At 66.3% G+C, this 26,001-nt stretch carries 7 protein-coding genes and 1 tRNA gene (1 of these 8 only partly in view); 3 read left to right on the top strand and 5 right to left on the bottom strand.

Translation table 11 applies throughout. The features are described 5' to 3' along the window. The first annotated feature begins 35 nt into the window (after positions 1–35). Entirely contained in the window at positions 36–536 is a 501-nt protein-coding gene (locus tag G503_RS0112675; RefSeq protein ID WP_028027846.1) for a nitroreductase family protein, read from the top strand. Between the two features lie 283 nt (positions 537–819). On the opposite strand, the gene G503_RS15820 is transcribed toward G503_RS0112675, so the two are convergent. Continuing rightward, positions 820–2,220: an Mbeg1-like protein gene (locus tag G503_RS15820; RefSeq protein WP_156892023.1), complete on the bottom strand. Its 1,401-nt coding sequence runs from the start codon at positions 2,218–2,220 to the stop codon at positions 820–822. Positions 2,221–2,433: 213 nt separating this feature from the next. On the opposite strand from G503_RS15820, the gene G503_RS0112665 reads away from it, so the two are divergent. Next, positions 2,434–3,888: a sodium-dependent transporter gene (locus G503_RS0112665; protein ID WP_084636655.1), complete on the top strand. Its 1,455-nt coding sequence runs from the start codon at positions 2,434–2,436 to the stop codon at positions 3,886–3,888. 226 nt (positions 3,889–4,114) lie between these two features. Further along, positions 4,115–4,198 (top strand) — tRNA-Leu (locus G503_RS0112660). Between the two features lie 497 nt (positions 4,199–4,695). Here G503_RS0112660 and G503_RS15815 read toward each other — a convergent pair. The 4 genes from G503_RS15815 to G503_RS15310 form a co-directional block, all read right to left on the bottom strand. Next, the gene (locus tag G503_RS15815) at positions 4,696–5,781 is read right to left on the bottom strand and encodes a hypothetical protein (protein ID WP_051191289.1); all 1,086 of its coding nucleotides are present in this window, start codon (positions 5,779–5,781) and stop codon (positions 4,696–4,698) included. A gap of 35 nt (positions 5,782–5,816) precedes the next feature. Next, positions 5,817–5,969 carry a hypothetical protein gene (locus G503_RS16445; protein WP_156892022.1) on the bottom strand — a complete coding sequence of 51 codons (153 nt, stop codon included), beginning with the start codon at positions 5,967–5,969 and terminating at the stop codon, positions 5,817–5,819. 559 nt (positions 5,970–6,528) lie between these two features. Continuing rightward, the gene (locus tag G503_RS0112645) at positions 6,529–7,038 is read right to left on the bottom strand and encodes a GNAT family N-acetyltransferase (protein ID WP_235715570.1); all 510 of its coding nucleotides are present in this window, start codon (positions 7,036–7,038) and stop codon (positions 6,529–6,531) included. 108 nt (positions 7,039–7,146) lie between these two features. Further along, positions 7,147–26,001: the final stretch of an InlB B-repeat-containing protein gene (locus G503_RS15310; RefSeq protein ID WP_156892021.1), read on the bottom strand. 21,426 nt of this gene lie beyond the right edge of the window; the window shows 18,855 of its 40,281 coding nt (coding positions 21,427–40,281); its start codon lies off the right edge, out of view; the stop codon is at positions 7,147–7,149.

Here is a 26,001-nt window from a genome sequence, read left to right as displayed (position 1 = left end):
CGCGCTCCACCAGCGAAAAGGATCGAGGCAGCCTCATGAACGCCATCTTCAAACGGAGCAGCGTGCGGCAGTTCACCGACGAACCTGTGGCCATCGACGACATCGAGCGGCTCATGCGCGCCGCCATGGCCGCTCCCTCGGCGGGCAACCAGCAGCCCTGGGAGTTTTACATCGCCCGCGACGAGACCACGCGCATGGCCCTGGCCGCCACGAGCCCCTATGCCGCGCCGGCCAAGCTCGCTCCCTGCGTCATCGTCGCCTGCGCCCGCACCGGCGGTCTGCGCTTTGCGCCCTGCACGCCGCTGGACATGAGCGCCGCCGTGGAGAACATCCTGCTGGAAGCGGCCAACATCGGCCTGGGAGCCGTCTGGCTCGGTATCGCGCCCGACCCCGACCGCATGGCGGCCGTGGCCGTGGCGCTCGGCAGCCCTCGGGGCATGGAGCCCTTTGCGCTTATTGCCGTGGGCCATCCCGATCATCGCCCCGAGCCCACAGGCCCCACCCGCTACGACGAAACCCGCATCCACTGGATTTGAGCGACCGCACCGTTGCGAGCGGTGGGCATCGGGCGGCAGTCAACGCAACTGCGCCGCATCACCGTAGGGACAGGCTTGAGCCCGTTCGGAAGCTAGTCGGACGTGCGGGATGGCACCGGCTGAGCGGGCAGCCTGAAGGCCGCCTCTACGGGTCGGCCCCGCAGGTCGGCCCCGCAAATCACTCCCGTTAATCGTCCCCGCAGGTCGGCCCTGTAGGTCGGCCTCGGGGCCGGCCTCGGGGTCGCCCCGCCAATCGTCTCGCAGGTCGGCCTCGGGGGCCGTGCTACTTCTTTCCAGATCTTCGGGCGTTGTTGCGGGCGGCGGTCACGTCGCTGAAGGCGCGAGTGAGACCGCGTAGGGCGTTCAACATCGTGGTGCGGTCCGATACGGGAGCGCGCATCACGCCGTCGCGCAGGATGGCCCACTCGCGACCGCCGCCGAACAGCTGGGCCGCATCGGTGACGCCTGCCGACTTCAGCGCGTTGAACAGGGCGTCCACCATGCGCTCGCGATCGTCGCCATCCATGGAGGCCAGCCACACGGCCAAGGCCTCGGCGCGCCGCTCGGTGCGCTCGGGCAGCGCCGCCGCTGTGGCGAAGCGCCCATCGTCGGCCACCACGTCCCAGCGATACACCGAATGCTGTTCGAAGCCGCGGCCTGCCGCCTGCACCACTTCGGTGGGCATACCCGACTCCATGAGGATGCCCACCATGGAATCGGCCGGCACCTGCTTGGTCATGCGCCCCGCCAGCGGCGCGTAATCGGTCGCCGAGAAGGTGCCGGGCATGAAGCCGGGACCGTCGTGATTGTACAGATGCACAACGCGCTCCCGCACCGCCGCCGGCGCCTTCAGCACCGCGTACTCGGCCAAGTTGCCGCCCTTGGAATGGCCGCCCACGATCAGATGCTCGGGCAGTCGCAGATCGGCGGCCACCGCCTCCAAATAGCGCAATGCCAGATCCTGGGCCGGCACGGGCACCATGTAGGCCATGTTGAAGTCCTCGCGCCATCCGGTGAGCGTCGTGTCGGTGCCGCGAAAGCCCACATAGGCGAACCGCCCCGGGCACACGAAGGTGGTCGCGGCGAATTGCAGGTCCTGCGTCTCGTCGAAGGCGGCCTCGTGATCGTAGATGAGCAGCTCGCGGAAGCGCGGGCTGGCCGCCATCCAAAACAGCTGCTGGATCATCTGCGCCCGATGCATGCCGGAAAACATAGTGGGAAACAGCTCGGATCGCAGCAGATCGGCGAAGCGCACCGGATGGCGCGGTGCCGTCGCGTCCTGAGCCACCTCGGCCCGATCCAACGTCTCGGCACTCGACATCCCGCCGGCAGCCGCCCGAGAGACCCCAGCCGCTCCCGAACCGCCCCTGGTTCCCCCGGCAACCGCGCCGACAGCGCCCGCAGCCCCACCAGCAGCCGCCCGCGCATCGCTCGAGCGCCGTCCCGCGCGCCGCAGCCGCCCCAGCAGCGCCGCCAGCCGGCGACGCCCCCGACGGCCGCCCTCAGCCTCGTCGACCGCCTCTTCCCCCGCACCTTCCACCGCCGCCAGCATACCCAAGCGCGGCATCACGCCCTCGCCCCGGGCCATGCAGAACTGCGCCAGCAGCGCCGAGTCCACGGCGTTGAAGGGCTCCTCGGCAAAAGGGGCCCGCTGGGTTTCCAAATATGTGAGTACATCGTTCATGGTTGCATTATGCCGCACCGCGCGGCCACCCGCGGCGCCTTCCACCCGCCAGACACAAAGCCGTTGCCTACGTTCCCGCCTTTGACCGCGAAAAGTGCCGATCGCCCGCGTGCCTTCCGCTACAATAGCCCCTGCAATTTCATACAAACGCGCCAAGAGAGAGCGCAGAACCACCGCAGCATCCGCTGCCCCACCCACCCAGGAGAGTTTCCCATGGCAACCGAACCCGCTTCCACCCCCACGGTGGCCCCCAACGCCACCTCATCCGCCCCCATCGGCGGCGACCGCGAGCACTTCGCCAGCCGCCTCGGCTTCATCCTCATCTCGGCCGGCTGCGCCATTGGCCTCGGCAACGTGTGGCGCTTCCCCTACATCGCCGGCGAGTACGGCGGCGCGGCATTCATCCTGCTGTACCTGGTCTTCCTCGTTGTCTTAGGCCTGCCGGTCATGGTGATGGAGTTCGCCGTGGGCCGCGCCTCCCAGCGCTCGGCGGCCCTGGCCTTCGACAAGCTGCAGCCCTCGCGCCGCTGGCACTGGTTCAGCTGGTGGGCCTACATCGGCTGCATGCTGCTCATGATGTTCTACACCACCGTGTGCGGCTGGATGCTCGCCTACACCGCCAAGATGGCCACGGGCACCTTCGACGGGCTGGACCCCGAGGGCGTCGGCGGCGTGTTCGGCGCCATGCTGGCGAACCCCTCCGAGATGGTGGGCTGGATGCTCGCCGTCATCGTCATCGGCTTTTTCGTATGCAGCTTCGGCCTGCAGAAGGGCGTGGAGCGCATCACCAAGATCATGATGATCTGCCTGCTCGGCGTCATGGGCCTGCTGGTCGTCCGCTCGGTCACCCTGCCCGGCGCCGCCGAGGGTCTGGCCTTCTACCTCGTCCCCGACTTCGGGCGCATGTTCGCCGGCGGCATCGGCGGCTTCGGCGAGGCCGTGTACGCCGCCATGGGCCAGGCGTTCTTCACGCTGTCGCTCGGCATCTCGGCCATGGAGGTCTTCGGCAGCCGCATCGGCAAGCAGAACTCGCTCACCGGCGAGGCCCTGCGTATCTGCGGCCTGGACACGCTCGTAGCCATTCTCGCCGGCCTCATTATCTTCCCCGCCTGCTTCGCCTTCGCCGTGGCCCCCGACCAGGGCCCCTCGCTCGTGTTCGTCACCCTGCCCAACGTGTTCAACCAGATGCCCTTGGGCCAGCTGTGGGGCACCCTGTTCTTCGTGTTCATGAGCTTCGCGGCCTTGTCCACCATCATCGCCGTGTTCGAGAACCTCATCACCTTCACCATGGAGAAATGGGACCTCTCCCGCCGCGACGCCATCAAGCGCACGGCCATCCTCGTCACCGTGCTCAGCCTGCCCTGCGCGCTGGGCTTCAACGTGCTGGCCGGCGTCACCGTGCCGGGCATCGGCGACATCCAGTCCATCGAGGACTTCATCGTGTCGAACAATCTGCTGCCTTTGGGCAGCCTCCTGTACGTGGTGTTCTGCGTGTCCCGCAAGGGATGGGGCTGGAAGAACTTCCTGGCCGAGGCCGACACGGGCACGGGCGCGAAGTTCCCCCGCTGGGCCCGCGGATGGCTTGCCTTCGGCCTGCCGACGCTCATTATCATCATCTTCATCATGGGCTACGTGCCGAAGATCATGCTGTGGTGCGGATTAGCCTAGCGGACCTCGCTCACACGTTGGCACCGTGCGACGGCGCACCGTGTCAACGCCACGACCGCCCCGGCACTTCCTCGCGCCTGTGAGCCGCGACTGCCACAGCCGATCCAGCGTCGAAGACCACTGTGGCCGAGCCAACCCCACCCCGCGTGGCGCCGGCATGCGGGCCTTCGACGGTTTCTTCTCGACGGCGCACCGCGTTTCCGCTATACTGCGTAGATGCGCATACGCCCGGGTGGTGGAACGGCAGACACGACGGTCTCAAAAACCGTTGCCGAAAGGTGTGCGGGTTCAAATCCCGCCCCGGGCACCACGAAACAGCAAGCGGCTCCCAAGGGGCCGCTTTTCTTATGCCCGCAGACAAGCCATGTCACCCGCTCGACCCTCGCACGCGACAAGTCCCCTCGCACGCGATGCCATAACGTCCACGATAAGCACCAGGCCCCGGCCCCTGGCCCTCGTCTCTTGGCCCCCGGACCCCGGTCCCTGGTCCCGGGCCCCCGGCCTCCGGCCCCCGGCTCTTGATTCTTCCCCGAGCCCCCAGTACACGACCACGACATCCAAACGCCTCCCTCCCCTTCCTCACCCAGACCTTCCGTGCAACAAACTCCGATAGGTAGACACTGCGACCGCCATTCCCGGAGCAATGAAAATTCGTATCCGACAAAACCCCTGTTCAGAGCCGAGTCGCACCGCGCTGGCCCTTCTGCGCACCGCTAATTCCCCTTCCGCATGTCTACTTATCAGCGTTTGTTGCGCAAAACGGCGTCTTTCGCAAACGAGAACGCAAAAGTCCCTCCTCGCCCGGCGTCAGAAATCTCCCCCGAAGTTCTCGTTGTGAAATTTGCGCACCTCGCGACGCAGTTTCATGTGCCGCTCAATCTGACCGGGCGCCCAACCGCGAAAGCGCTTCCCCACCTTCTTGGAAACAGCCGCCATGAGCTCGGAGAACTCGTAGACATTGGCGAACTGGGCCCCTGTCACCGTCGTCACATCAACGCCCTCGACTTGCAAGGCATCGCGCCGCCGAGAGTCGCGAATACGCGATCCCTCTTCGCTATGGCTGGCGCGACCGTCGTATTCGACCACTACGCGTCGCTCCCACCAGCACAAATCGCCCACGATCCTTTTCTGGCGCGCAATGCGCCGGCCCTTCTCGCTTAGGCGCAGCGGCTCGTTCAACTGCCCCTCCGGCAATCCCAATCCTCCTCGCCGTCGCGATGTCAGAGAAACGATGGCGACTTCCGTCTCCATAACCGACGCGGACTTTCGCCTTACCTGCAACGCCGCTGAACGCGCCAGCTTTACCGGTCGCGCATCTTCAAGCTGGCCAAGAAACGCCACCAACCGCTCGGGTGTCGTCAAGGGGCGACGAACGAGCACACCGTCCCCACGGGTGACGGGATAACTGCCGCACAATTCATATCCCAAGGCGAGTAATTCCCCGAACTCCAGACTGCCGGCCATCTGAGCGAAAATCAACTCGGGAGACGACAGCCACACACCAGGCGCTATCTCGAGAAACGCCCCGCGGGGAAGATTCAGCTGGCACCGATGGCGGCGAATGCGCGCCGTCGACCGCGTGCCGGGCCTCTTCCCCACAAGAATTTCGAGCGGCGCCGAGGGCGCGTCGGCCCCCTGGCCGCAAAACTCGCTCATGTCCCATGGCAGGCCGTGCAGAGCCCGGGCAATCTCATCCCGAGTAGACGCGCACGCCCTCATCCGCGACGACGATGGCAGCAGTTGCGCGGGCAAATCAAGCTTGCCGCGCTGCCCTGACTCGTGAAAATCACGGAGCGAAACCGGGTGGCTCGCCGACCACTTTCTCCAAAGCGCGAGTCCGAACCTATGACTGGGATACACATTCATGAGGGCAGCATAAAGGATGCGACCCACGACAGGCCTCTTGGCCTGAAGGAACCAACGAACCTCTATTCATGACCCGATTGCCGAACAATACCGCTGCCCATCAGGGACTTTCCGCTCAGCCAGAAAGCGAAACAGCCGACGGGCGCCGGCGCGGCCCCATCCAGCATGCCAAGGCCACCGTTGGGAGCGTCGTTGCTCGCAAGCTTCTTCAACAAGCGCCGTCCTTGGCGCAGGACGCCCCACCGTATGGCAACTTGGACTCGCATCTGGTTTCCGAAAACCTCCGATTTGCGCAACAAACTTCGATATGTAGACATTCTTCGAAGAGGAAGGCGGGCCACTCGGGGGAATTCCCGCGAAGAGAAGAAACTGACCAGGGGTTTTGCCAACTGCGAGGGCGCCTCGCCGCCGCAGTGGCTTTCCTGGTGTCTTCCTATCGGAGTTTGTTGCACAAAACATGCCGAAGAAGCCCCCCCCCCGGACTGAATAGAATCAAGAGAACCTGACATGTTGATGCGGATAATGCCTCAGGCGCCGCCGCACCCGTGGCGCCGCTGTGACCGCCTCGCCCGATGCGCCGGCCGCCTGCCATAGGCGCGTGGCCAGCGGCGGCCTCGGGCGGGCGCCCCGCACCCGTGGCGCGACCGTGACCGCCGCACCCGTGGCGCCCTCGGGGCTCGGGCCTGCGGCGTCCGCGCAGCGTCCCTGAGGGCTCGAACCCGGCGTTGCCTCGCCCATGGGGCACGAGTGGCCGCGCAACGCGCCCTACGCGCCCTATTCTACGGGGCGGTAGTACAGATGGATGTCCTCGTAGACGCCCTCCACATTACGGAAGCCACCCGGGACGGTGCCGACGCGACCGAAGCCGAGCTTCTCGTAGAGGGCCACGGCGCCCGCGTTGCTCGCTACCACGGCGTTGAATTGCAAACCGCGGAAACCCAGCTTGGCCGCTTGGCGCAGCGAGTCTTCCACCAGCAGCTGGCCCAGGCCGTGGCCCCGCAGACGCTCAGCCACGGCGTAGCTAGCGTTAGCCACATGCCCGCAGCGCCCCACGTTATTGGGATGCAGGATGTAGAGCCCCACGATACGACCCGCTAAGGTGGCCACGGCCGTGTGCGACTGCGCGGCGAAAAACTCCCGAGCCGTATCCACATCAAGCAGGTCTTCCTGGGGAAACGCCCGACCGGCAGTCACCACGGCGTTCCAAATGTCCACCATGGCCGGCAGATCTTCCTCCCGATAGGGCCGCGTCATCTTCACCGAAATCTTGTCCAGCACGCTCACGGCATACCCCTTCTCACTTGCGTCTCTCACAACCCCATTGTATCCGCCAGCCCCGCGTCTCCAACGCAGAAAACGAGGAGGGGAGGCGCGCGCCTCCCCTCCTGGCGACTAGATGGTGATGTCCACCCAGCGTTTGGCCTCTTCCTCCTCTTCGCGGCGCCGCAGCAGCGAGAGGATGAGCATCATGGCCGCGAACCCGGCCACGGCCGCCAGTACCAGGCGCACCAGCGAGGTGGGATCGCCCGTCTGCGGCAGCAGCACGCGGATGATCTTCGTGAGCCAGTCGTTGAAGATGCGCGTGATCCAACCGTCGGTCTCGGGCAGCGGATCGGGATCCACGTAGTAGCCCGGATCGATGGCGTGACCGCCGGCGCGGGTCCAGCCGTAGGCCCCGGCCGTGTGATAGGCCAGGCCGTAGGCGTCGGCGTAGCCGCGGGCGCTGATCACCGGCAGGGTCTCGGTCACCGCCATGTTCTCCGGCGCCTCCTCGCCCCGCAGGTTCAGGTGGGCCACGTCGTTGTCGAGGTTGTCGTCCTTGCCTGCGTTCAGCGGCACGAACTCGGCCTCGCCCGGTTTCTCCAGGCGAATGCGATACACGTAGGGCTTCCCGTACTCGTCCACGATGGGCGCCCCGGAGAACAGGTAGTTGCCCTCCAGGTCAGTTGTGGTGGTGGCCACGATCTCCCAGGTGCCCTCAGACAGGATGCCGTCGTCCTCAGCACGCGGCAGCCCGGCCTTCGGGTCGGGAATGTCGCGACGCAGCAGCTTCTCCAGGCGCTCGGCCGCCAGCGGATCGTCGCCGTCGGCGTCGGCGTCGGCGCTGCCCGTGCTTGCCGCGGCCCGCGGAGCCACCGAAGAGACGACCGCACCGCCATCGGCGTCGGCGCCCATATCGGCCCCGGCATCGCCGGCGTCACCGGTGCCCGCGCCCGAGCCATCGCCCGAGCCCGCGCCGCCGTCGCCCTCTCCGTCGCCCGCGCCGTCCGGCGTCTCATCGCCGTCGCCCTCGCCGTCGCCGTCGGCGCCCGGCTCGTCGGGGTCGGCCACATCGTCGTCCACGATCCAGCCGATGTTCAGCCAGCGATCGGTCGTCTGCAGCGGCTCGCCATCCACATCCAGATCGCTCGTCGCCACGCCGTCGGTGATGCGGCTCATCCAGCCGGCCGCCACGGCCGCGGCGAAGGTGGTGGACTGGCGCTCCAGCACCAATTCCTTGCCCACGACCAGCTCGTCGTCCTCGGCCTGCAAGCCGTCCTTGTCGGAGTCGATCCACACATGGCCGCCGAAGCTGGCCCCGCTGAAGGGCACCAGGCCGGCGTCGTTGTGCATGCTGGACACCGAGCCCAGGGTGGACCACTCCACCCCGTCGGGGCCGAGGATCTTCGACTCCGGCGCGTCGGCCTCATCGGCCGGCATCGCCAGCACCATCAGGCCGTCGCACACCACATCGCCCTCGGGCACCATACGGGTGTTGCGCTCGTCCAGGTCGGAATCAAGCTCGGTATCGGCGCCGCGGTTCAGAGGCGCCACGCTGAAGCCCGTGGGGATCTCGGTCACATGGACGCGGTAACCGTAGATCACCTCGATGCTGGCATTGCGCACCACGATCTCGTCGGTCGCCGGTAGATCCTCGAAGGAGTAGCGGCCGTCGGGACCGGTCACCTGGAGGCTCGGGGTCTCGTCCTCGGTGGGGATGCGCTCGTTGAAGTCCTTGTCATACACCCACAACCCGTTGTCCACGTCGTACCAGTAGCGGGTCAGACGCACCGTGGCCCCGGCCACGCCGCGCTCGCCGCTCTCGCGCACGCCGTTGTTGTTGTCGCGCCACACGATGCCGGCGATGGTGTTCAGGTTCGGCGCCTTGGCACCGGCGTCCAGACGGTGACCCAGCGGAGCGGGCACGTCGAACAGCACCTTCTCACGCTCATCGTCGTACTGGGAACCGAAGGCCGTGACCCCGCCGTTTAACGTCTCGCGGCTCGCGTACACGTGGCCGTCGTTGATGGTGGCGCCGCTGGCGTAGGTCATGGCCTTGTGCAGCACCAGGGCGCCGGTCTCCTCGTCGCGGGTGAGGTCGGAGTCCAGACCGCCGCCCACGTGGTAGCGCGACATCACATAGCCGTTGTTCAGCTCGGCCATGTACACGGTGTAGCGCGTCTGCAGCACCTCGTCGGTGGCGCCGCGATCGTTGTAGCCCACCAGCTTGCCGTCAGCGCCCTTCTGCACATAGCACTGCAGGTTGTTGAAGCGGTAGATGCCCTCGTGATCGGTCTCCACCGCGCGGGCTCCCGGAGGCGCCGGCTTCACGGAATCCTGCGGGCCGCTGCCGTTGGTGGGCTCGTAGTTCTCCGACTCGCCCAGCACCGAGGGCACCGTGGTCAGCGCGTAGTTCTCAGCCAGGCCGAACTGGTCATGCTCGCCCATGGCGTACAACGAGACACCGCCGAAGGCCTCGGCCGCGAACAGCGGCAGCCCCGCCTGATGCATCAAGGCGGCACCGGCACCGAAAGCAACCACCGAGACCGTCTCCGGTCCGTCGGGATCGGGCGTCTCCGGCTGATCGGGATCGGGACCCGGCTCGGGCTCCGGTGCAGGGTTGGGCTCGGGCTCCGGCTCAGGCTCGGGCTCGGGCTCCTTCACGCCCAGCGACACAACGAGCGTCACCGTCATGCCCGGGCGCATCGAGGTGCCCGCAACGGGATCGGTGCCGATGACCAGGCCCTTCTTCACCGTGTCGTGGTACTCCTCGCGCACCGCGTCCTCGTCCACCACCAGACCCTGGGCACGCAGCGCCGCGGCAGCCGCAGCCACCGTCTGGCCCTTCACCACGGGCAGATCGAACTCGTCGTAGGCACGAATGCGGGCCACCACCTGATAGGCAGTGCGCGGTGCCAGGTTGCCCAAGGTCACCACGCCGGTACCGTCGGGGCGCACCCACGCGGTATTGGCGGGCACCGTCGCAGAGCCGGCGGGAATGGCCGCGTACTCCCAGCCATTGCGGGCATCGGCGTCTTCCCAGCCCGCCGTCTCCAGCCACCAGTTCTCCTTCTCGGTGAAGGTGATGGTGCTGGATGAGGCCTCCAAGCCGCCGTCGGCGAAGGCCACGGCATCCAGCCTCGACTGGCCGCGCGTGCACACGTAGAACGGATCGCTCACCGACCACGTGCCGTCGGAAGCCTGCTGGCGGCAGATGACGCCGTACTCGGTCAGCGGCTTGATGCTGAGCGTGGCGCCGCCGGCCAGGGCCATGCCGTCGCTGAAGCGCCCGGTGTTGTCAGCCGGCCACGGGAACACGGTCGCGTTGTCCACCGTCGGGTCCTCCTCGTCGGTGAACCAGGTGGCCCCGCCGTCGATGGAGTACTGGGTATTGGCCGTCACGTAGCGCACCGTGACCGAGCGGTCGGTGGCCGTCAAGTTGCCCACCTGGGGCTTGTCGCGATTGTCGCCGAAGGCCGGGTTGGGCACCCAGCGGCCCACGCCGCCCGCGGCGTTGGGCACCGTCGGGTCGTAGTATTCCTGGGTCACGTACACAGTCTCGCCCACGAGCGGGTCTTCCAACGGCACCACGGAGCCGGGCCCGTCGCCCTCGCCCGCATCGCCGGAGCCGCCACCCGCGCCGTCGCCGGCCTGAGTCGCCGGCTCATCGGCACCGTCCGCCGCAGCCGCGGCAGGCGCAGCCGCCGACCCGTCGGCACCGTCACCCTGGCCGTCGCCCTCGTCGCCCTCACCCTCGGGCACATCCAGAGACGTCTTGTAGTTGCGGATACCGTCGTAGTTGGCATCGTCCCAAGCCACGCCCGAGATGCTCGCCTGACCAAAGGGACCGAAGCCGCCGTTCATGCAGTCGACATCGCGCGTGGTGGACAGGTCGAAGGCCATGCCGTTGGCATTCACGTAGTAGGCCGGATCGGTAGCGCCCACCGCGTCGGCCTCGGTCGTGGCCGCATCGGCCAGCACCAAACGGCCGTCCAGCACGGTCACATCATCGGTCTGCTTGTTCACCTCGTTCAAAGTGATGGCGTAGCGGCCCGTCGTGTAGCCGGCATTATTGGCCACGCGATCGTTCAGCGCCGTCACGTCGCTCGGGCGATGCACCTTGGAAGCCGTCTGGGGAGCCTCCACCACTTCGCCGTCCACCACAGTGTCGGTCAAAAGGCGCGTCACCGGCAGACCCAGCACGCCGTCGTCGGCCGCCGAGCCCTCCACCTCCAGGGTGTAGCCCAGCATGTACCAGGGCTTGAACGCGTCGCCCAGGTAGGCGTCCTCGTTCACCACCTCGCGCGTGGCCGAGGGCAGATCGTCGAAGGCGAAGCGGCCCTCGCCGTCGGTCACCGTGCTGATGGTGCCGTCCTTCTCAGCCACCCACTCCCAATGGTAGGTCGCACCATTGATCTCCACCGGGCCGCCGTCCACGTTGGTCGCGGCGATAGCCCCGGCCGAAGCCGGCAGCTGACCGTCGCCGGGCTGAGCCGGCGTGGTGCACTGGCACTCCGCCGAGCCGTCGGCCACCAGCTTCAGGCCCCAGGCGTGCAGGTACACCGTCTTGCCCTCCAGGCGCTTCTCGCCGCGGGCCGGGGTGCCGTCCAGCTTGCCGTTGTAGTTCTCGTCCTGGAACAGCACGCCCTCGATGGTGCTCGTGGGCTGCTTCAGCAGGGCCGCGTCGTTGTAGGCGCGATCCGAGCCGGCCGCCAAGTCGTACTGGTCCAAGGTCGCCGTCGCGTCGCGCGGCGCGGCCACCTCGGCCGCCGCCATCACCGAAGCGGTCAGCACCGCGGCGAAGGCACCGGGCGCCATCCGCGCGCGCGTTGCCGCGGCCCGGGTGACCGCATCCTTCTTCTGATCCAGGGCCTCGTCCAGGCTCAGCAGGCCCAGGTCCTGGTTGTCGTTGTTCGAGGCACTGCTCTCGTGCACGTTGCCCAGCACCGAGCTGTCGTCCTTGCGGTTCAACAGCACGTCGTACTCACCGTCGCTCATCAGATTCGCATTGAAGTTGATGAGGTCGGAGTCCTGAGTGAAGTTGTCCTTCTGCTGGTACTTCGCGATCATCCACGCGCGCTGCTTGTAGCCGGCGTCGGTGTAGCGCACCTTGTAGCCGTAGACGATCTTCTTGCCCGTGACCGGATCCATGGTCTGGGTGGGCAGGTCCTCGAAGCGGTACACACCGGCGCGGATAGTGCCGTCGGAGTACTCCTGCACCGCCGTGTACTGCACGTGCTGGCTCGCGTCGAAGGTGGGCGTCTCGTTCCAGGTGTTGGCCGGGTTGGCCCGGTAGGCATCCCAGGAATCGGTGCCGACGACCCATTCCTCGTCTTCCACCCACACGCCGTCCACGGACTTGTAGCGCTCCAGGGTCACGCGGGCGTTGTTGATGCCGTCCTCGCTGACCAGCTCCTCGTACACCGTGCCGTCACGATAGGCCTCGCCCAGCTCGGCGGGCTCGTAGATCGCATCCACCTCTTCGGTGGTGCTACCGTTGTGCACGGTGCGCTTCATCAGCACCCAGGCGCCGCTGTCGTCCTTTTCGTAGATATACAGCTTGCCGTCGGCGCCGAACTCGGAGTATTTGATCATATCGCCGCGCAGGCCGTCCTCGCCAAAGCGGTAGGCCTTCATGGTGCCGTCGGTGGCGTAGTCGATCACCACGCGCTCGCGCGCGCCGTTCTCGTCGGCCGGCCCGTACAGCACCGGGTCGCCCGTCAGCTCGTCGATGGTCTGCACGCCGTCGTTGTCGGCATCGTTCCAGAAGATGCCCACGATGTCCTGGGTCGGAGGCGGCAGCTCGCCGGCGTCGCCGCCGCCGATGGTGTCGAAGCCCTCCTCGTAGGCCCGCGCGCTCATCCAGTCGAAGGTGAGCGGCTCGGCTCCCAGGTTGTTGGCGAAGTCGCTGCCCGCGATGGCCTGCTCGGCCGTCACGGTCCGCGGCGCGTCGGTGCGGTCGGCCAGGATGATCTGGCCCTCCAGCATCTCCTGGCGCATGCCCAGGTAGCGCTTGGGCGTCACCGTGGTGGTGGGGTTGCCGTTCTCATCGGTGCCCTCCACCGTGTCGGCCACGAATTCCTCGCGCCCGATCAGCGGGTAGTCCTTGGAGATGCCCAGGTTGTCGGGCAAATCGGAGTCCACGGACAGCGCCGTCGCCTGATCGCCCTCGTGGTAGCGGGTCATCATCCACGCGCCCTCGTCGGTGTCGTTCAGCATACCCAGCTTCACGCGGTAGCCGGCCAGGTACTGCTTGCCCGTATCGTCGGTGTAGGCCGTGGGCAGGTTGTCGAACTGGTAGCGGCCGTCGGCGTCGGTCTTCACCGTCAGCACGCCATCGGCGGCTGCGGCATCGGCCGCCCAGTCGTCGCTCACCAGCGGATGCTCGGCGTCGTCCAGGGTGGTGTAGATGTCGGCACCGAACTGCTCGTTACGGAACCAATGGTTCTCGTAGGCGGCATCGATCTTGCCCGACAGGTTCAGGCTGTCATCGTAGTCGGTCATGAAGGCCGGCAGGTCGGGGTTCGTCCGCGCCGGATCGTAGTACCACTGCTCCAGGGTGATGGTCTGCCCCTCCACGCCCGGTTCATCGACGCTGTACACGGGCACCTTGCGCTTCACGGGGTCGCCGTTCTCGTCGGTCACCGTCTCCTCGCGGTAGGTCACCTCCTGCAGGCCGTCGTAGTTGGCGTCCTCCCACACGCGGCCCGACACCGAGCGGGTGGGCACCGGCAGCTGGCCGGCGTCGCCGCCGTTGTAGGCCTCGGTCGCGCCCTTGCGGGCACGCATGATGTCAAAGAGCACCGAGCCCGTGCCGCCCTCGACCACATCGGCCTCGGGCACGGTGACGAGCGTGGTCTTGGCGCCGTCAACGGTCACGCTGTCGGGCTTGGGCCCGGCCAGGATGATCTGGCCGTCCTGGGCGCGCACGCCGGCGGCCACGCCGTCGGCCACCGCCTCGCGGCCCAGCAGGTGGTAGCTCGCCTCGGTACCGGCCAGGGTGTCGTCCAAATCGGAATCGGCTTCCAGTTCGTCGCCCACATGGTAGCGGGTCATCAGCCACGGCACCTTCGACGTGACGGTGTTGGTGGCGGGGTCAACCACTTCCTGCTGCTCCAGGCCCGCCAGGGTCAGACGATAGCTGGCCAAATACAGCTTGCCGTCGGCGCTCACATAGGCCGTCGGCAGGTTCTTGAAGCTGTACTCGCCGTCGCCGTTGGTGGTCAGGGTCACATAGCCGTCGTCGGACAGGGCCGCCGCCAGGGCGTCGGCGTCGGTCTCGTCTACGGCCCAATCATCGGTGGCCACCGCCGCCAGCATGTTGAAGCCGTCGCGGCAGAACTGCTCGTTGCGTACCCACGCGCCCGCGCCATCGGCGGCCGCCGGGTCGAAGTACCACTGCGACAGGGTCACGGCCTCGCCCTCGATGCCCGGCTCGTCGTACACCTTCACCTTCTGCGTGACCGGGTTGCCCTCGGCGTCTTCCACAACATCGCCGTTCCCGTCCAGCACCGGCTCGTCTTCCTCGCGGAAGTCCTGCACGCCGTCGTAATCCTCGTCGTGCCACACGCGACCGTTCACCTCGCGGCGCGGCACCGCCACCTCGCCCACGTCGCCGCCCTGCACCTCGGTGGCGCGCGCGGTCAGATAGTCGTACAGCACGGTGCCAGTGGCGTCCTGGTACACGTCGCTGCGATTCACCTCGATCTGCGAGGGCTGATAGCTGTTCTCACGGCCCGTCTTCACGGTGTCGGCCAGGATGATCTGGCCGTCCAGCGCGCGCAGCTGGGTGGTGCCCGCACCGTCGGCGCCTTCCACCTCGCGGCCGATCACCGGGTAGGTGGTCTGGCGCAGGCCCTGGTCGTCGCGCACGTCGGAATCACCCAGCACATCGTCGCCCTGGTGATAGTGGGTCATCATCCACGGCGTCTCGTACAAAAGCTTCGTGGGATCGTCCTCGTCGTACACCTTGTCGCTGTGCAGCCCCACCAGCACCACGCGGTAGGCGGCCAGGTAGTGGGCGCCGTCGCCGTCGGTGTAGGCCGTGGGCAGGTTGTCGAAAGTGTACACGCCGTTCTCGTCGGTGTGCACGAGCACCTTACCATCCTCGGCCGTCTCGCCGGACGGATAGGTGGCGCCCTCGGCCACGTTGCCCTCGGCGTCCAGCAGCGGATTGCCGTCGGAATCGGTCTCGGCCTTCATCTCCACGGGCACCTTCTGGCCGGCCGCGTCGGTGTACTCGCGCAGCCACCAGGTCTCGTCGATACCCTGGACGTTCTTGCGCACCTCGGTCTTCCAGTTCGCGCGCACGCTCGTGCGCTCGTCGTCGCCGAAGCGGTCGTTGCGCACCCAGGTGCCATCCTTATAGTAGTACTGCTCCACGGCCACGGTCTCGCCGACCAGGCCCGCTTCGTCCTCGTCCATGATGCCGTCGTAGTTCTCGTCGTTCCACACCGTGCCGGTGATAGACGAACGGGGAACCTCCACCAGGCCCACGTCCCAGTGCTCGATACGCTGGGCAGCACCCAGGTCGTAGCCGGCACCCTCGTCGAAAAGGCCCTTCTTACGCGCCACCAGGCGGACGTTCTCGGTCACCACGCCCTCAGCGTCCGGGCTCTTCACTTCGCCGGCCACCACGATCATCTGATCGAAGGACACATCGGCGTCGTGGCCGCCGGTCATGGGCAGCGTGCCCCCGCCCAAGCCGGGCGAGGTGAGCGCGCCGGAATCCAGCTCGTTCAGGTAGTAGGCGTACACCGGCTTGCCGTTCTTCAGGTAGTCGGTGCCATCGGGGTTGGTCACCTTCACGGCCCCCATATTGGCATCCGAGTCCAGTTCCTCATCGAACTCGCCCGTGATCAGGTTCTTGGCCGTATTCCGCAGGCTTAAGCCCCAATCGCGCGTGACCAGCTTCAGGTTGTCGCGATCGATGCGCACGCGGTAGCCGGCCAGGTACTTGGCCTTGTCCTCCTCGCGCACGGTCTTGGGCGCGTTCGGGTCGGCCACGTAGGTGGACACGCCCTTGAACACGTAGCTGCCGGCATTGGAGGTGCGGGCCGTCTTGTACTCCAGATCGTTCAGCACCCACCGGCCGTGCCCGGTGCCGTCCAGGCCGGGCTTGCCCGGGTCGTAGCCGTTCGGGTTGTCGGGATCGGCATCGTCGGGCAGCCAGTAGTACTGCTCCAGCGTCACGGTCACCTGGCCCACGCCGATGGTCTTCACCAGGTCGGTGGGCACATCGTCCTGCACGCCGTTGTAATTCACATCGTTCCACACGTAGTTGCCGAGGAAGCCCTTGGTGCCGTCGATCCAGCCTAAGGCCAGCTTGTCGTACACCTTGTAGCCCAGCCACGGCTTGGTCGGATCCTCGTACACGGCCTTGTTCGAGCCGCCGCCCACGGTGGGCACTTCGGCCCGGAAGCTGTTGGTCTCGGCGATACCGCTCTTCAGCCACAGGTCGTTGTCCCACATGGCGGCCACCTGGTTGGCCAGGGTGCCGCGATCGGCCTCGGGCTGGTCCTCCACGTTCTTCTCGGGACGGGAAAGCGGGCTGTCCTCCCAGTTCATCACCGAGGGCTTCAGCACGCGGTTCTTCATGTCCTTGCAGACGATCTTGTACAGGTGTCCCGGCTCCAGCTTGAAGGTGAAGGCGCCCGTGGATTCCACCGACGTGCCGTCGGCGTTCACGCGGGGCTCCCACTTCCACTGCAGGGTGTCGTAGTCCTCCACGGCCACCAGCTTATTGCCGGCGTCGTCGAAGGCGCGCTGCCAGTTCTCGTTGTCGCTGGCGCGCACGTACAGGTCGTTGTCGGTCTGCACCACGGCGCGGTTGCCGTCGGCATCGTAGGCCTGGCTCCAGGTCTTGTCCTGCTCGTTGTACACCTGCACCGACACTTCCATGTTCTTCAGGCGCAGTTCGTTCACCGGCAGAGCCGTCACGGCATCGGAATCCGAAGTGAGCGGGTTGTCGGCGTCCAGGTCAACGTTCACCCAGTCCAGCACGCCGTCGATCAGCTCGGGATCCACCGAGCCGTCCAGCTCCACCATCTTGTCCAGATTCAGGGTCTTCTTGCCGTCCACCATGATGAAGTAGTCAGCCTCGCCCGCGGCCTTGTCCACCTCGGGCGCGTTGTCCGGGGTCAGGGCCAGAGGCATGATGCCCGCCTCGGCCGCCGCCGCGACGTTCGGGTCGGCCGCGTCGCCCGCAGCCCCGTCGCCTGCGCCAACCACGCCGTCGAGGCCCACCGCGCCGGTCTCCACCATGGCATTCAGCTTGGCCACACTTTCAGCCGTAGCCGACTTCCCGAAGATGTCGCCGGGATTGTCGCCGCCCTCGCCCTCGCCCTCGCCGTCGCCATCGCCGTTGCCATCGCCGTTGCCGTCGCCGAAGTCGGGATCCTCTTCCATTTCCTCGTAGCCGGCCAGCTTGTCGTCGCGGAAGGCCACGCCCGTGTAGGTCACCGGCATGGCGATGCCCACGTTGTAGCTGGTCATCTTCGCGTCGTAGATCTCGTTGCCGGTCTTGGGCGAGCCGGCCTCGTAGGCATCGGCGTTGTACTCCATGGCGTCCACGGTGATCACGTCGGAGGTGGCCGTCATAATGCCGTTCTTGCGCTCCACCTGCATGTACGCGCTCGCATCCTGCGTGCCGCCCACCTCGGTGCCCAGCTTATCGGTTACGGGCACCTCGCTCGCGCCGATGCGCTTGGTAGTGAGCGCATAGTGGCTGTAGGCCTGCGGGAAGGTGAAGCGCAGACGGTACTTGCCCGGCTTCAGCATCGAGAACATATAGTGTCCGCGGTTGTTGTAGTAGTCGCTCTCGGTGGTGTAGACGTAGGCGCCCAGATCGATGTCCTCGTTCGTGGAAGCCAGATCGTAGCCGCCGTACACGTTCAACAGGGCCGAGCCAGTCTGCGGATTGGCCTTCACCCAGATCAGCTTGTCGGAGTTCTTCGACTCCTTCACCTGCACCACGGCCTCGCCGTTGCGGTTCACGGGAATGCCGTACTCGTTCAGCAGTTCCACCTTCACGCCGTTGATGCCCGGGTCTTCCTTCACGTCGTCGTGATTCAAGTCGCGGAACAGGGCACGGGTGTCCTGGCCGCCGTCGTAGGTGTACTTCACCTCGCCGGTCTCGGGGTCCACCGTGCGCTCGTTGGACAGCATGTAGCGGCCGTTCACACCCTTGTGGTAGGTGGTCTCGTTGCCGAAGAAGTCGGTGGTCTTCTCGCCGTCGGTGTCGTTGGTCAGGCCGTCCCAGTTGTCGTCGAGCCACACGTAGCTGCCCAAATAGCCGTAGCCCTCGGGCGCGTCGATGTACACGCCGGCCTGTTCGAGCTCCTTGTTCTTATAGGTCATGCCCGTGGGGCCGGTGCGGTAGTCCACCATGGACAGGAAGGTGTTCCACTGGCTCGTCTGGTACAGGTACTTCTGCAGCGGCGTGGCCTCTTCCATGTTGATGCCGTCGATGGACTTGTAGGTGGAGCCGGCGCTGCCCAGGAACTTGGGCAGGTTCAGCGGCGCGTGCATCTCGAAGGCGATGCGCACATCCCCGCTGTTCTCCATCAGGTGCAGCTTCTGGTCCACCACGCGGGTCCACAGCATGCCGATGGAGCGCGTCAGCTCGTCGGCCTCGGTGGGATGGGCCTTCACGTAGTCCTTCAGGTCGTTCAGGTTCACCATATTGATGCTGGCCATGCGGGCCGTGGCCGACCACTTCGCGAAGCTGGATGCGTTCACGCCGGCGTTGGCCTCGATATTGCTGCTGGTGTGAATCCAATCCACCAGCTTCTCGTCCATCTGGTCGGTGGTGGAGTACGCCGTCACCCAGCGGGTGACGAACTCGCCGTACTCGTCCTCGCCCCAATCGTAGCCGTTGGCCTTGGCGTAGGCGCGGGCCTCGTCGACGGGCAGCACCTTATCGGCCGGCGAGGCCGGCGACAGCTTGCTGATAGAGCCGTCGGTGTTGCGCTCCACCTTCAGCGGGCCCAGCCACACATCCACCTGCTTGGGGTTCATCACGCCGGTGATGGGATCCACCTCGTCCTTGGTGCGAATCTCGTACATGCCCACCTGGTTCTGGGTGGCATCGTCTACCGTGGTGTCGGTGTAGTAGGCCTTGATGGCGTCCAGATCCTTCAGCCAGCCCGACCACTGGGACTGGCGCAGGTTGTACACGTCGCCCGAGGAATCGTAGGTCGAGGCCTCGTAATCGTCCTTCTCGGGCAGGCGGTCCACGAAGGTGGCGTGCTTGTACATCAGCGCCGACGCGGCGCTGCTGCCGGCGTACTGGTCGATGAGCCACCAGCGGTAGCTCGAGCCCTCGGTGACCGCCGCGGTGCCCGAACGGTACTTGAACATCTCGTCGGTGTAGTGGGGCACCACCTGCTTATCCTGCTTCACATCGTCGTTCTCCTTCCAACCCACGGAAGGCGCGTCGATGCGCAGCAGCGTCTCGGAGGAGTCGCCGTTGCCGTTGCCGTCGGACAGGTCGGAGCGGTAGGAGGAGTCCTTGTTCACCGTGGAGTCCGACGAGTTCAGCATCTCGTTGGTGTAGTACTGCAAGCGGCCGCTGGCATCCAGGGTGGTGAAGGGGTAGTCGTAGAACTCGTAGCTGCCCGCCTTGTCGGCATAGGCCTGCATCACCAGCGCCGTGCCCGAGTCGGTGGTGGCGTTGCGGTTCTCATCGAACTGCATCATGAAGTCCACGATGAGGGCCTCGCCCGGGTTCAGCGTGCCGCGGTCGCCGTTGGCGCCGGCGAAGCTGAACACCAGCGAGCGTCGCGTGTTGGTGGTGGCCGAACCGGTCACGTTGTCGGTGAAGGCGCTGTTGGGATACAGGTAGGAGAACTGGTCGGCACCGGAAATGGTCGAGCCGCCGTAGGCGCGGATGGTGCCGCCGGCGTTGCTCGTGCCCGACAGGCTGGTGTCGCGGATGGCCGCAGCCGTGTCGTCGATAGGCTGCTTGCCGTCGGCGCCGAACAGGATGTCGTCGTACTCGGTCAAGCTGCCGGCCAGATACACCTTCTTGTCGCCCTCGTCGTCGCCGTCGCTCTCGCGCACGGCATCGGAGGAAAGCGTCATGATCTCGCCTCCGTCGCCCAAGGCGAACACGGCATCCTCGTCGGCCGCGTCGGCCGCATCGGCCGCCTGGGCGGCGGCGCGGGCGCGCGACGCGGGGTCAGCGGCACCCTCGGCCTTCCATTGGGCGTACAGGGTCAGCGACAGCGAGGGCACCGTGAAGGCCTCGTCGGGATCGTAGGCGGTACCGGTGCCGTCGGCGCGGCTGTTCCACCCATCGAAGGTATACCCGGCCGGGGCCGTGAAGGTGCAGAAGGGCAGCACCACCACCGAGCCGTTGGCGTACAGCATGGCCTCCATCTCGCCGGCGCCCCCGTTGGCGTCAAAGCTCACCTGCGACTGCACTGCCTCGTCCAGCTCCCACTGGGCGAACAGGCCCGCGCTCGTATCGGGCACCTGGTAGGCATCGCCGGGCTGATACATCGTGCCCGAGCCGTCGCTGACGGTGTTCCAGCCGATAAACTTGTACCCGTAGCGCGTGAAGGAGCACTCGGGCAGGGTGATGGTGGCGCCATTGGCGGCCACCACGTCGGCCATGGTGCCTGTAGCGGCATCGTGGTTCTTCACGAAGTACACCGTGGAGTTCACAGACTCGTCTTCCACCGGATTGCCGAAGCGGTCCAAGGTCTCGCCATGGGGACCCTTCTCGGTACGGTAGCCCGTCTCTTCCTCGATCTCGTACTCGCGGAACTTCACCAGGCGGTAGGACCACAGCGGCACCTGGGTGTTCATGGGCTTGGCATCCACCGAAGTGGCGCTCGTGGGGCGATGCTGGTAGTCCACGTTCAGGGGGTTGGTGGCCTTGCCGTTGGCATCGGTGGCCAGCATCTGGGTATAGGGGACGTACTGCAGCACGCGCGAGTAGGGGCGCTCGTCGGACACCTGAGTCTCCAAGGAGTTGGCCTGGGCCGCGATGGTAGCCGAGGTGGTGACCACGTCGCTCGGCTTCACCAGCGTAATGTCGTAGTGCTCGGGCGTGACCAGGTTGCCCTCTTCGTCATAGGTGGCGCGTTGGAAGCCGCGCAGGGCCTTTATCTGGGCAGCCACCGACGCGCTGATATTGTCCACCGTCTCCTTGCTGGCCGTGGGCACCTGGTCGCCGCCGATGATGTCGATCGCCTCCAACTTGGCGATCAGCGCCTCCAGCTTGGTCACGAAGGCGCGGCGCTCGGTATCGCTCGCGTCCACGCCGGGCACGGCACCCGCGGCAATGTCCTCGGGATCCATGTCCACGGGGTTCCACTTCCATTCCGAGGGCACGTAGCCTTGGGCCATAGAGGCAAGTTCCTCGGACAACTTGCGAATCTCGGCCGCCTGGGCCAAGCGCGCGTTCTGGGTGGCGTTCAGCGCCGGCAGCTTATCGAACATGGTGGCCGGCGTGGGGCCGAAGTTCTGGATACGGGGCAGCAGCGCCGACAGCTCGGGGTTGGTGGCCGTATCAGTGGGGAAGGCGTCCTCGTTGTAGCCGAGCATGCGCAGCTGCGACTGGCTGATGTTGTACAGCTTGATCTCGTAGCGCATGAACAGCGAGTCCTCGGGATCCAGCTTGATATTCTTGCTCGTCCAGCTGTAGCCCTCCGAGGCGGTGCCGGTGAAGTACCACTGGGCCACGTCGATCTTAATGGTGGGCTTCTCGTCGGAACGGAAGAAGCCAGCGCGGGCACGCTCGAACTCGGCGTACTTCGTGTCGTCGTAGCGCGGCACCGCCGTGGCGAAGTGGTTCACGTGCACCGAGTCGGACACCGAGCCCTGGGACCACTGGGCGTACAGGGTGATGTCGCCCTGGAACTGGGCCACCTGCTTGTCGCTGTACCAGGTACCCAGGCCATCTTGGCTCGTGTTCCAGCCGGCGAAGGTGTAGTTCACGCGGGCATAGCGATTCAGCGGCAGCGCGAAGTCCTGGTAGGACATGGCGTCCACCACGTAGTTCTCCTTCAGGGCCAAACTGTTGCTCGGGTCCTCGCTGTTGGTGATCTCGCCGCGCGGCGCGTTGGAGTTGAAGGTGATCTTGATGGGCTTCGGCTCGTGCTTCCACTGGGCGTACAGGGTGATGTTCTCCCCCACGTTCAGGCTGTCGCCGGGCTGGTAGGCAAGGCCCGACCCATCGGCTGCGGTGTTCCAGCCGTTGAAGAGGTAGTCCTTGCGCGAAAGGCCGGTGCCGGCCGCCACGCTGACGGCCTCGCCCGTGGTCACGGTCTGGGCGGCGGGCGGGGTGCCCGTACCACCGTTGGCATGGTAGGCCAACGTTACCGTGTCGGCGTCGCCGTCGCCGTCGAGCGGGTCGGCGCCGCCCTCGGCCACCGGAGCCGCGCCCGCGCCCATCAGGGCTGCGCCGGGCGCCGCCGCCAGGGTCGCCGGGGCCGCCGACGCAGGAGCGGCCGCCGCGGCTGCCGCCGTCTCGTCACCATCGGCAGCGGGCACGTAGTTCACCGAGTCCACGGTGAACATCTCGGACACCGCGTCCACGATGCGCTCGTCGGTACCCTCGTCCACCAGCAGGTTCACCGCATCCTTGTCAGCCGGCTCCGAAAGAGGGGCCACGCTGTACAGCGGCTGGGCGCTGCGGTCGATCTGGATCTTCGGCAGCTCGGTGATGAAGGCGCTGCCGTGGATCATGGCGGCGTTGTCGGTGATGGAGTCGGGCATGGACGAACCGGTCTGGCGCATGGGCGTCAGGGCCTCGATAATCAGGTTGCCCTGCATGGTGCGGGTCCAGCATTCCTTCTCTGCACCGCTCGCGCCCTCGGCCTGCCAGCGCTTGTAGGCCTCCTCCGAGTACTCTTCCTTGCAGTCCTTGCACACATACACCGTATAGGTTACGGGGGCGCCGCTCGCGTCGGTGGTGGTGCGCGTCTCGGGCTCCACGTGGTTGATACTGCAGCCCAGGCGGGTGGTGATCTCCTCGCCGAAGAACGACAGCTTGTGGGGGCCGATGCGCTTCACCTGGCTCATATCCAGGTTGCTCACGTTGCCCAGGTTGCGCTCCACATAGCGGTACAGGATAGACTTATCGATGTCCAGGCCGTCCTCGAAGCTGCGCTGCATCGCCCAGGCGGTGTTGCTGCGCGTGGGGTCAACGTCGTCGGGCATCTCCACCTCGGCGGTATAGGGATCGGCATCCACGGCCAGGCGGAAGCCCGTGGGCACGGGCACCTCCTGGGCCAGGCTGTCATCCACCACCACTTGGCGGGTGCGGTTCACCGAGGCCGTAACGGCCGCGGCGTCGATGGGCTTGCCCGTGGCGTCCACGGGCATGGTGGTGCCGTTCACCTGGGCGGTGTCGCAGGCCTTCACCACCCAGCGCACCTGACGCACCTGGCCGCCCGTGCCCAGGTTCGTGAAAGTGCGGTTGCTCTTGTCGCTGACGCGGGCATAGCCCACCAGCGTCCAGCGGAAGTTCTTCTCATCAGCGGTATTGTAGTCGTAGGTGTCGTCCTCGCCGTTGAAATAGTCGCGGTCGGCGTCGGTGCCGGGCTTCGCGAAGTTCTCGCGATCCTGATAGAAGTTGGCGTTCTGCTCCACGTAGCCGTTGTTGGCCGTCTTCGTGTCGGTGACGTTGCGGCGCACGTACACGAACACCCACAGCTTCTCCTCGATCGCGCGGTTGGCGGCGGCCTCTTCAGCCTCGGCCTTCTTCGCGGCGATCTGCTCGGGCGTCAGGTTCTTGGTCTGCTCGGGGTCGGTCTCGTCGAAGGTGACGGGCACCCGGCGGGCGTTGGCGGCGATGACGTAGCGGTAGATCGGCGTCTTGCCGTCGCCCTCGTACTTCACCACAGGGATCGGGTTGCCGTTGTCGTCCAGAATCAGCTTGCCCGCTTCGTCCTTCTCGTATTTCGTGGTGCCGTCGGCCTCGGTCTCGTACTCCACGGCGTAGTCTTCCTCGCCGGTGCCGATGAAGTACCGGTAATGGGTCACGCCGTCGATGCGCTTGGTGTTCTTGAAGCTGACGCGCCAGGCGCCCACTTCCTTGCCCTTGTCGTCGTAGTAGTGGATGCCCTCGCCGGCATCGTAGGTCTCGCCCGTGCGCGGGTTGGTAACTTCCCACTTATAGGTGCCGGGAATCTCCCACACGCCGCTCTTCACCGAGGTGATGGACGGCGTCACGCGACCCACGGGCGTGGAGATGGAGTTCAGCGGCGCGTTCTCGCTCGACTGCGAGCCCAAGGCCCACAGCGGCACCTGCCAGTCCACGATGAAGCTGTTCACCGCGGCACCGGTGTTGATGGCCTGGGTCACGTACAGGTCGTTGGAGCCAGACTGGGTGGAGTCGATGGCATTGGAGTCGTCGGTGGGCGAGCGCACGGCGCCGGTGTCGGCGCGCACGCTGGCCGAGGGCTTGCGGATGTCGAAGGTGCCGCTTACGCTGGCCAGATGGCGCTCGGGGAAGCCGCGGTTCACGGACACGTACTGGTCTTCGCCGTCCTCGCCCGGCACCGCATCGCCGTTCTCGTCCACCACCAGCTTCTGGCGCTCGTCGCCGCTCGTGTCCTTATGGTCGCGGTCGTAGTCCACATCGGGCACCACTTCGCCGGTGTCCGGGTCAATGTGGGACAGCTTGTCGTCCACCAGCACGCTGCCGGCGGCCCACTGGAAGTACGAGGGCGACTGGCTGTTGAACCAGTCAGTGCCCAGCGAAGTTACCGAGTCGACGGCCACGGTGGGCTTCAGGTAGGTCTCGCCGGCCTCGAAGGTGAACGTCGTGGCCGCGCCCAGCGCATCCAGGATGGGCGTGAAAGTGGGGTTGCCCTCGGCGTCGTAGACGATACGGCCTTCCGCGTCGCGGTTCACTACGTAAATGGTGGCCGCATCGTCGCGAGTCAGGCGGATGTCGCCCTTCACGAACTGCGAAGTGGCATCGGCATCGTCCACGATGGTCACGTCCACCGCCTCGTCGAAGGTGTGGGACCAGCCCGTGGCCTGGGGCAGCCAGGAGGCATCTTGATTCTCGGTGGCGAAGTAGGCCTTGGAGGCCTCGGCGCTCCACGTGCGGATGGCCTCCAACTGCTGGGCATAGCCGAGCGCATCGCCGTCGGCGTCGGTCAGACCCTCCAGGGCCGACTCCTCATCGCCCACGTTGTCGATGCGGGTGCGCACCTTCAGCGTGATGGAGTCGCCGGGGCCCACGTAGCCGTCGGCCCGCACGTTGTCCCAGAACGCCGACAGCATGCTGGGATGCTTCACGAATTCCAGGTCGGAGGCATCATCGGGCGGCGTCAATTCGAACACCACCACTTCACCGCCGTGGATGCGCTGCTTCACATCGGGGCTCTGGGGCAGATCGTCCAGATCGTCCACATCGCCCTTGGCGTAGTCTTTCTGCACGTAGCCGTCGGCGTCGTAGTCGGGCTGCACGCGCACGCGCAGGGTCCACCCGGCCTCCACCAGCTGCTTGGGCGTCAGGCGCTCGTACTTCGTCTGCTGCTGCGAGCGCTTGGGGAACTTCGCCGAGCCGGTGAACTCGTCGAAGACGGTCTTGGTGCCCGTGGTCACACCGGTGTCGGTATGGCGGTCCTTATAGGTGCGCTCGATGTAGAACGAGTAGTTATCGCCCACGTAGTCGGTCAGCAGCTTCTCGTAGTTGGCGCCGTTCACGTCCTCGCCGAGGTTTCTCAGCAGGGCCTCGTCGTAGAAGGTCACCTGCTGCGGCAGGTACAGCGAGAACACCAGCTTGGCGTGTTGCAGCGCGCCTTCCTTGCCCTGCTGGCCCGAAGCGGCGTTGTTGGCGCCCTGGTCCTTGGTGCTCTGGTTCTTCAGGGTGGCCGCCAGCCATACCTCGTCGTCGTACTGGAACGGATCGCCGTCCTGAGTCAGCTTCGCGCCCTCCGAGGCGCCCTTGCCCGTGGTGCTGTGGGCGCTGTCGGACACCGTGCCGTCCTGGGGACGGTCGGCCGGAGCGGTCTCGATCTC

This window comes from Adlercreutzia mucosicola DSM 19490 (assembly GCF_000422625.1).
Taxonomy (GTDB): domain Bacteria; phylum Actinomycetota; class Coriobacteriia; order Coriobacteriales; family Eggerthellaceae; genus Adlercreutzia; species Adlercreutzia mucosicola.
This window is presented reverse-complemented; position numbering and strand designations above follow the sequence as displayed.

Bases quoted from the DNA above. Each gene is read 5' to 3' on its own strand.
- G503_RS15820 (WP_156892023.1), bottom strand. From the start codon at position 2,220: ATGAACGATGTACTCACATATTTGGAAACCCAGCGGGCCCCTTTTGCC.
- G503_RS0112675 (WP_028027846.1), top strand. From the start codon at position 36: ATGAACGCCATCTTCAAACGGAGCAGCGTGCGGCAGTTCACCGACGAA.
- G503_RS0112665 (WP_084636655.1), top strand. From the start codon at position 2,434: ATGGCAACCGAACCCGCTTCCACCCCCACGGTGGCCCCCAACGCCACC.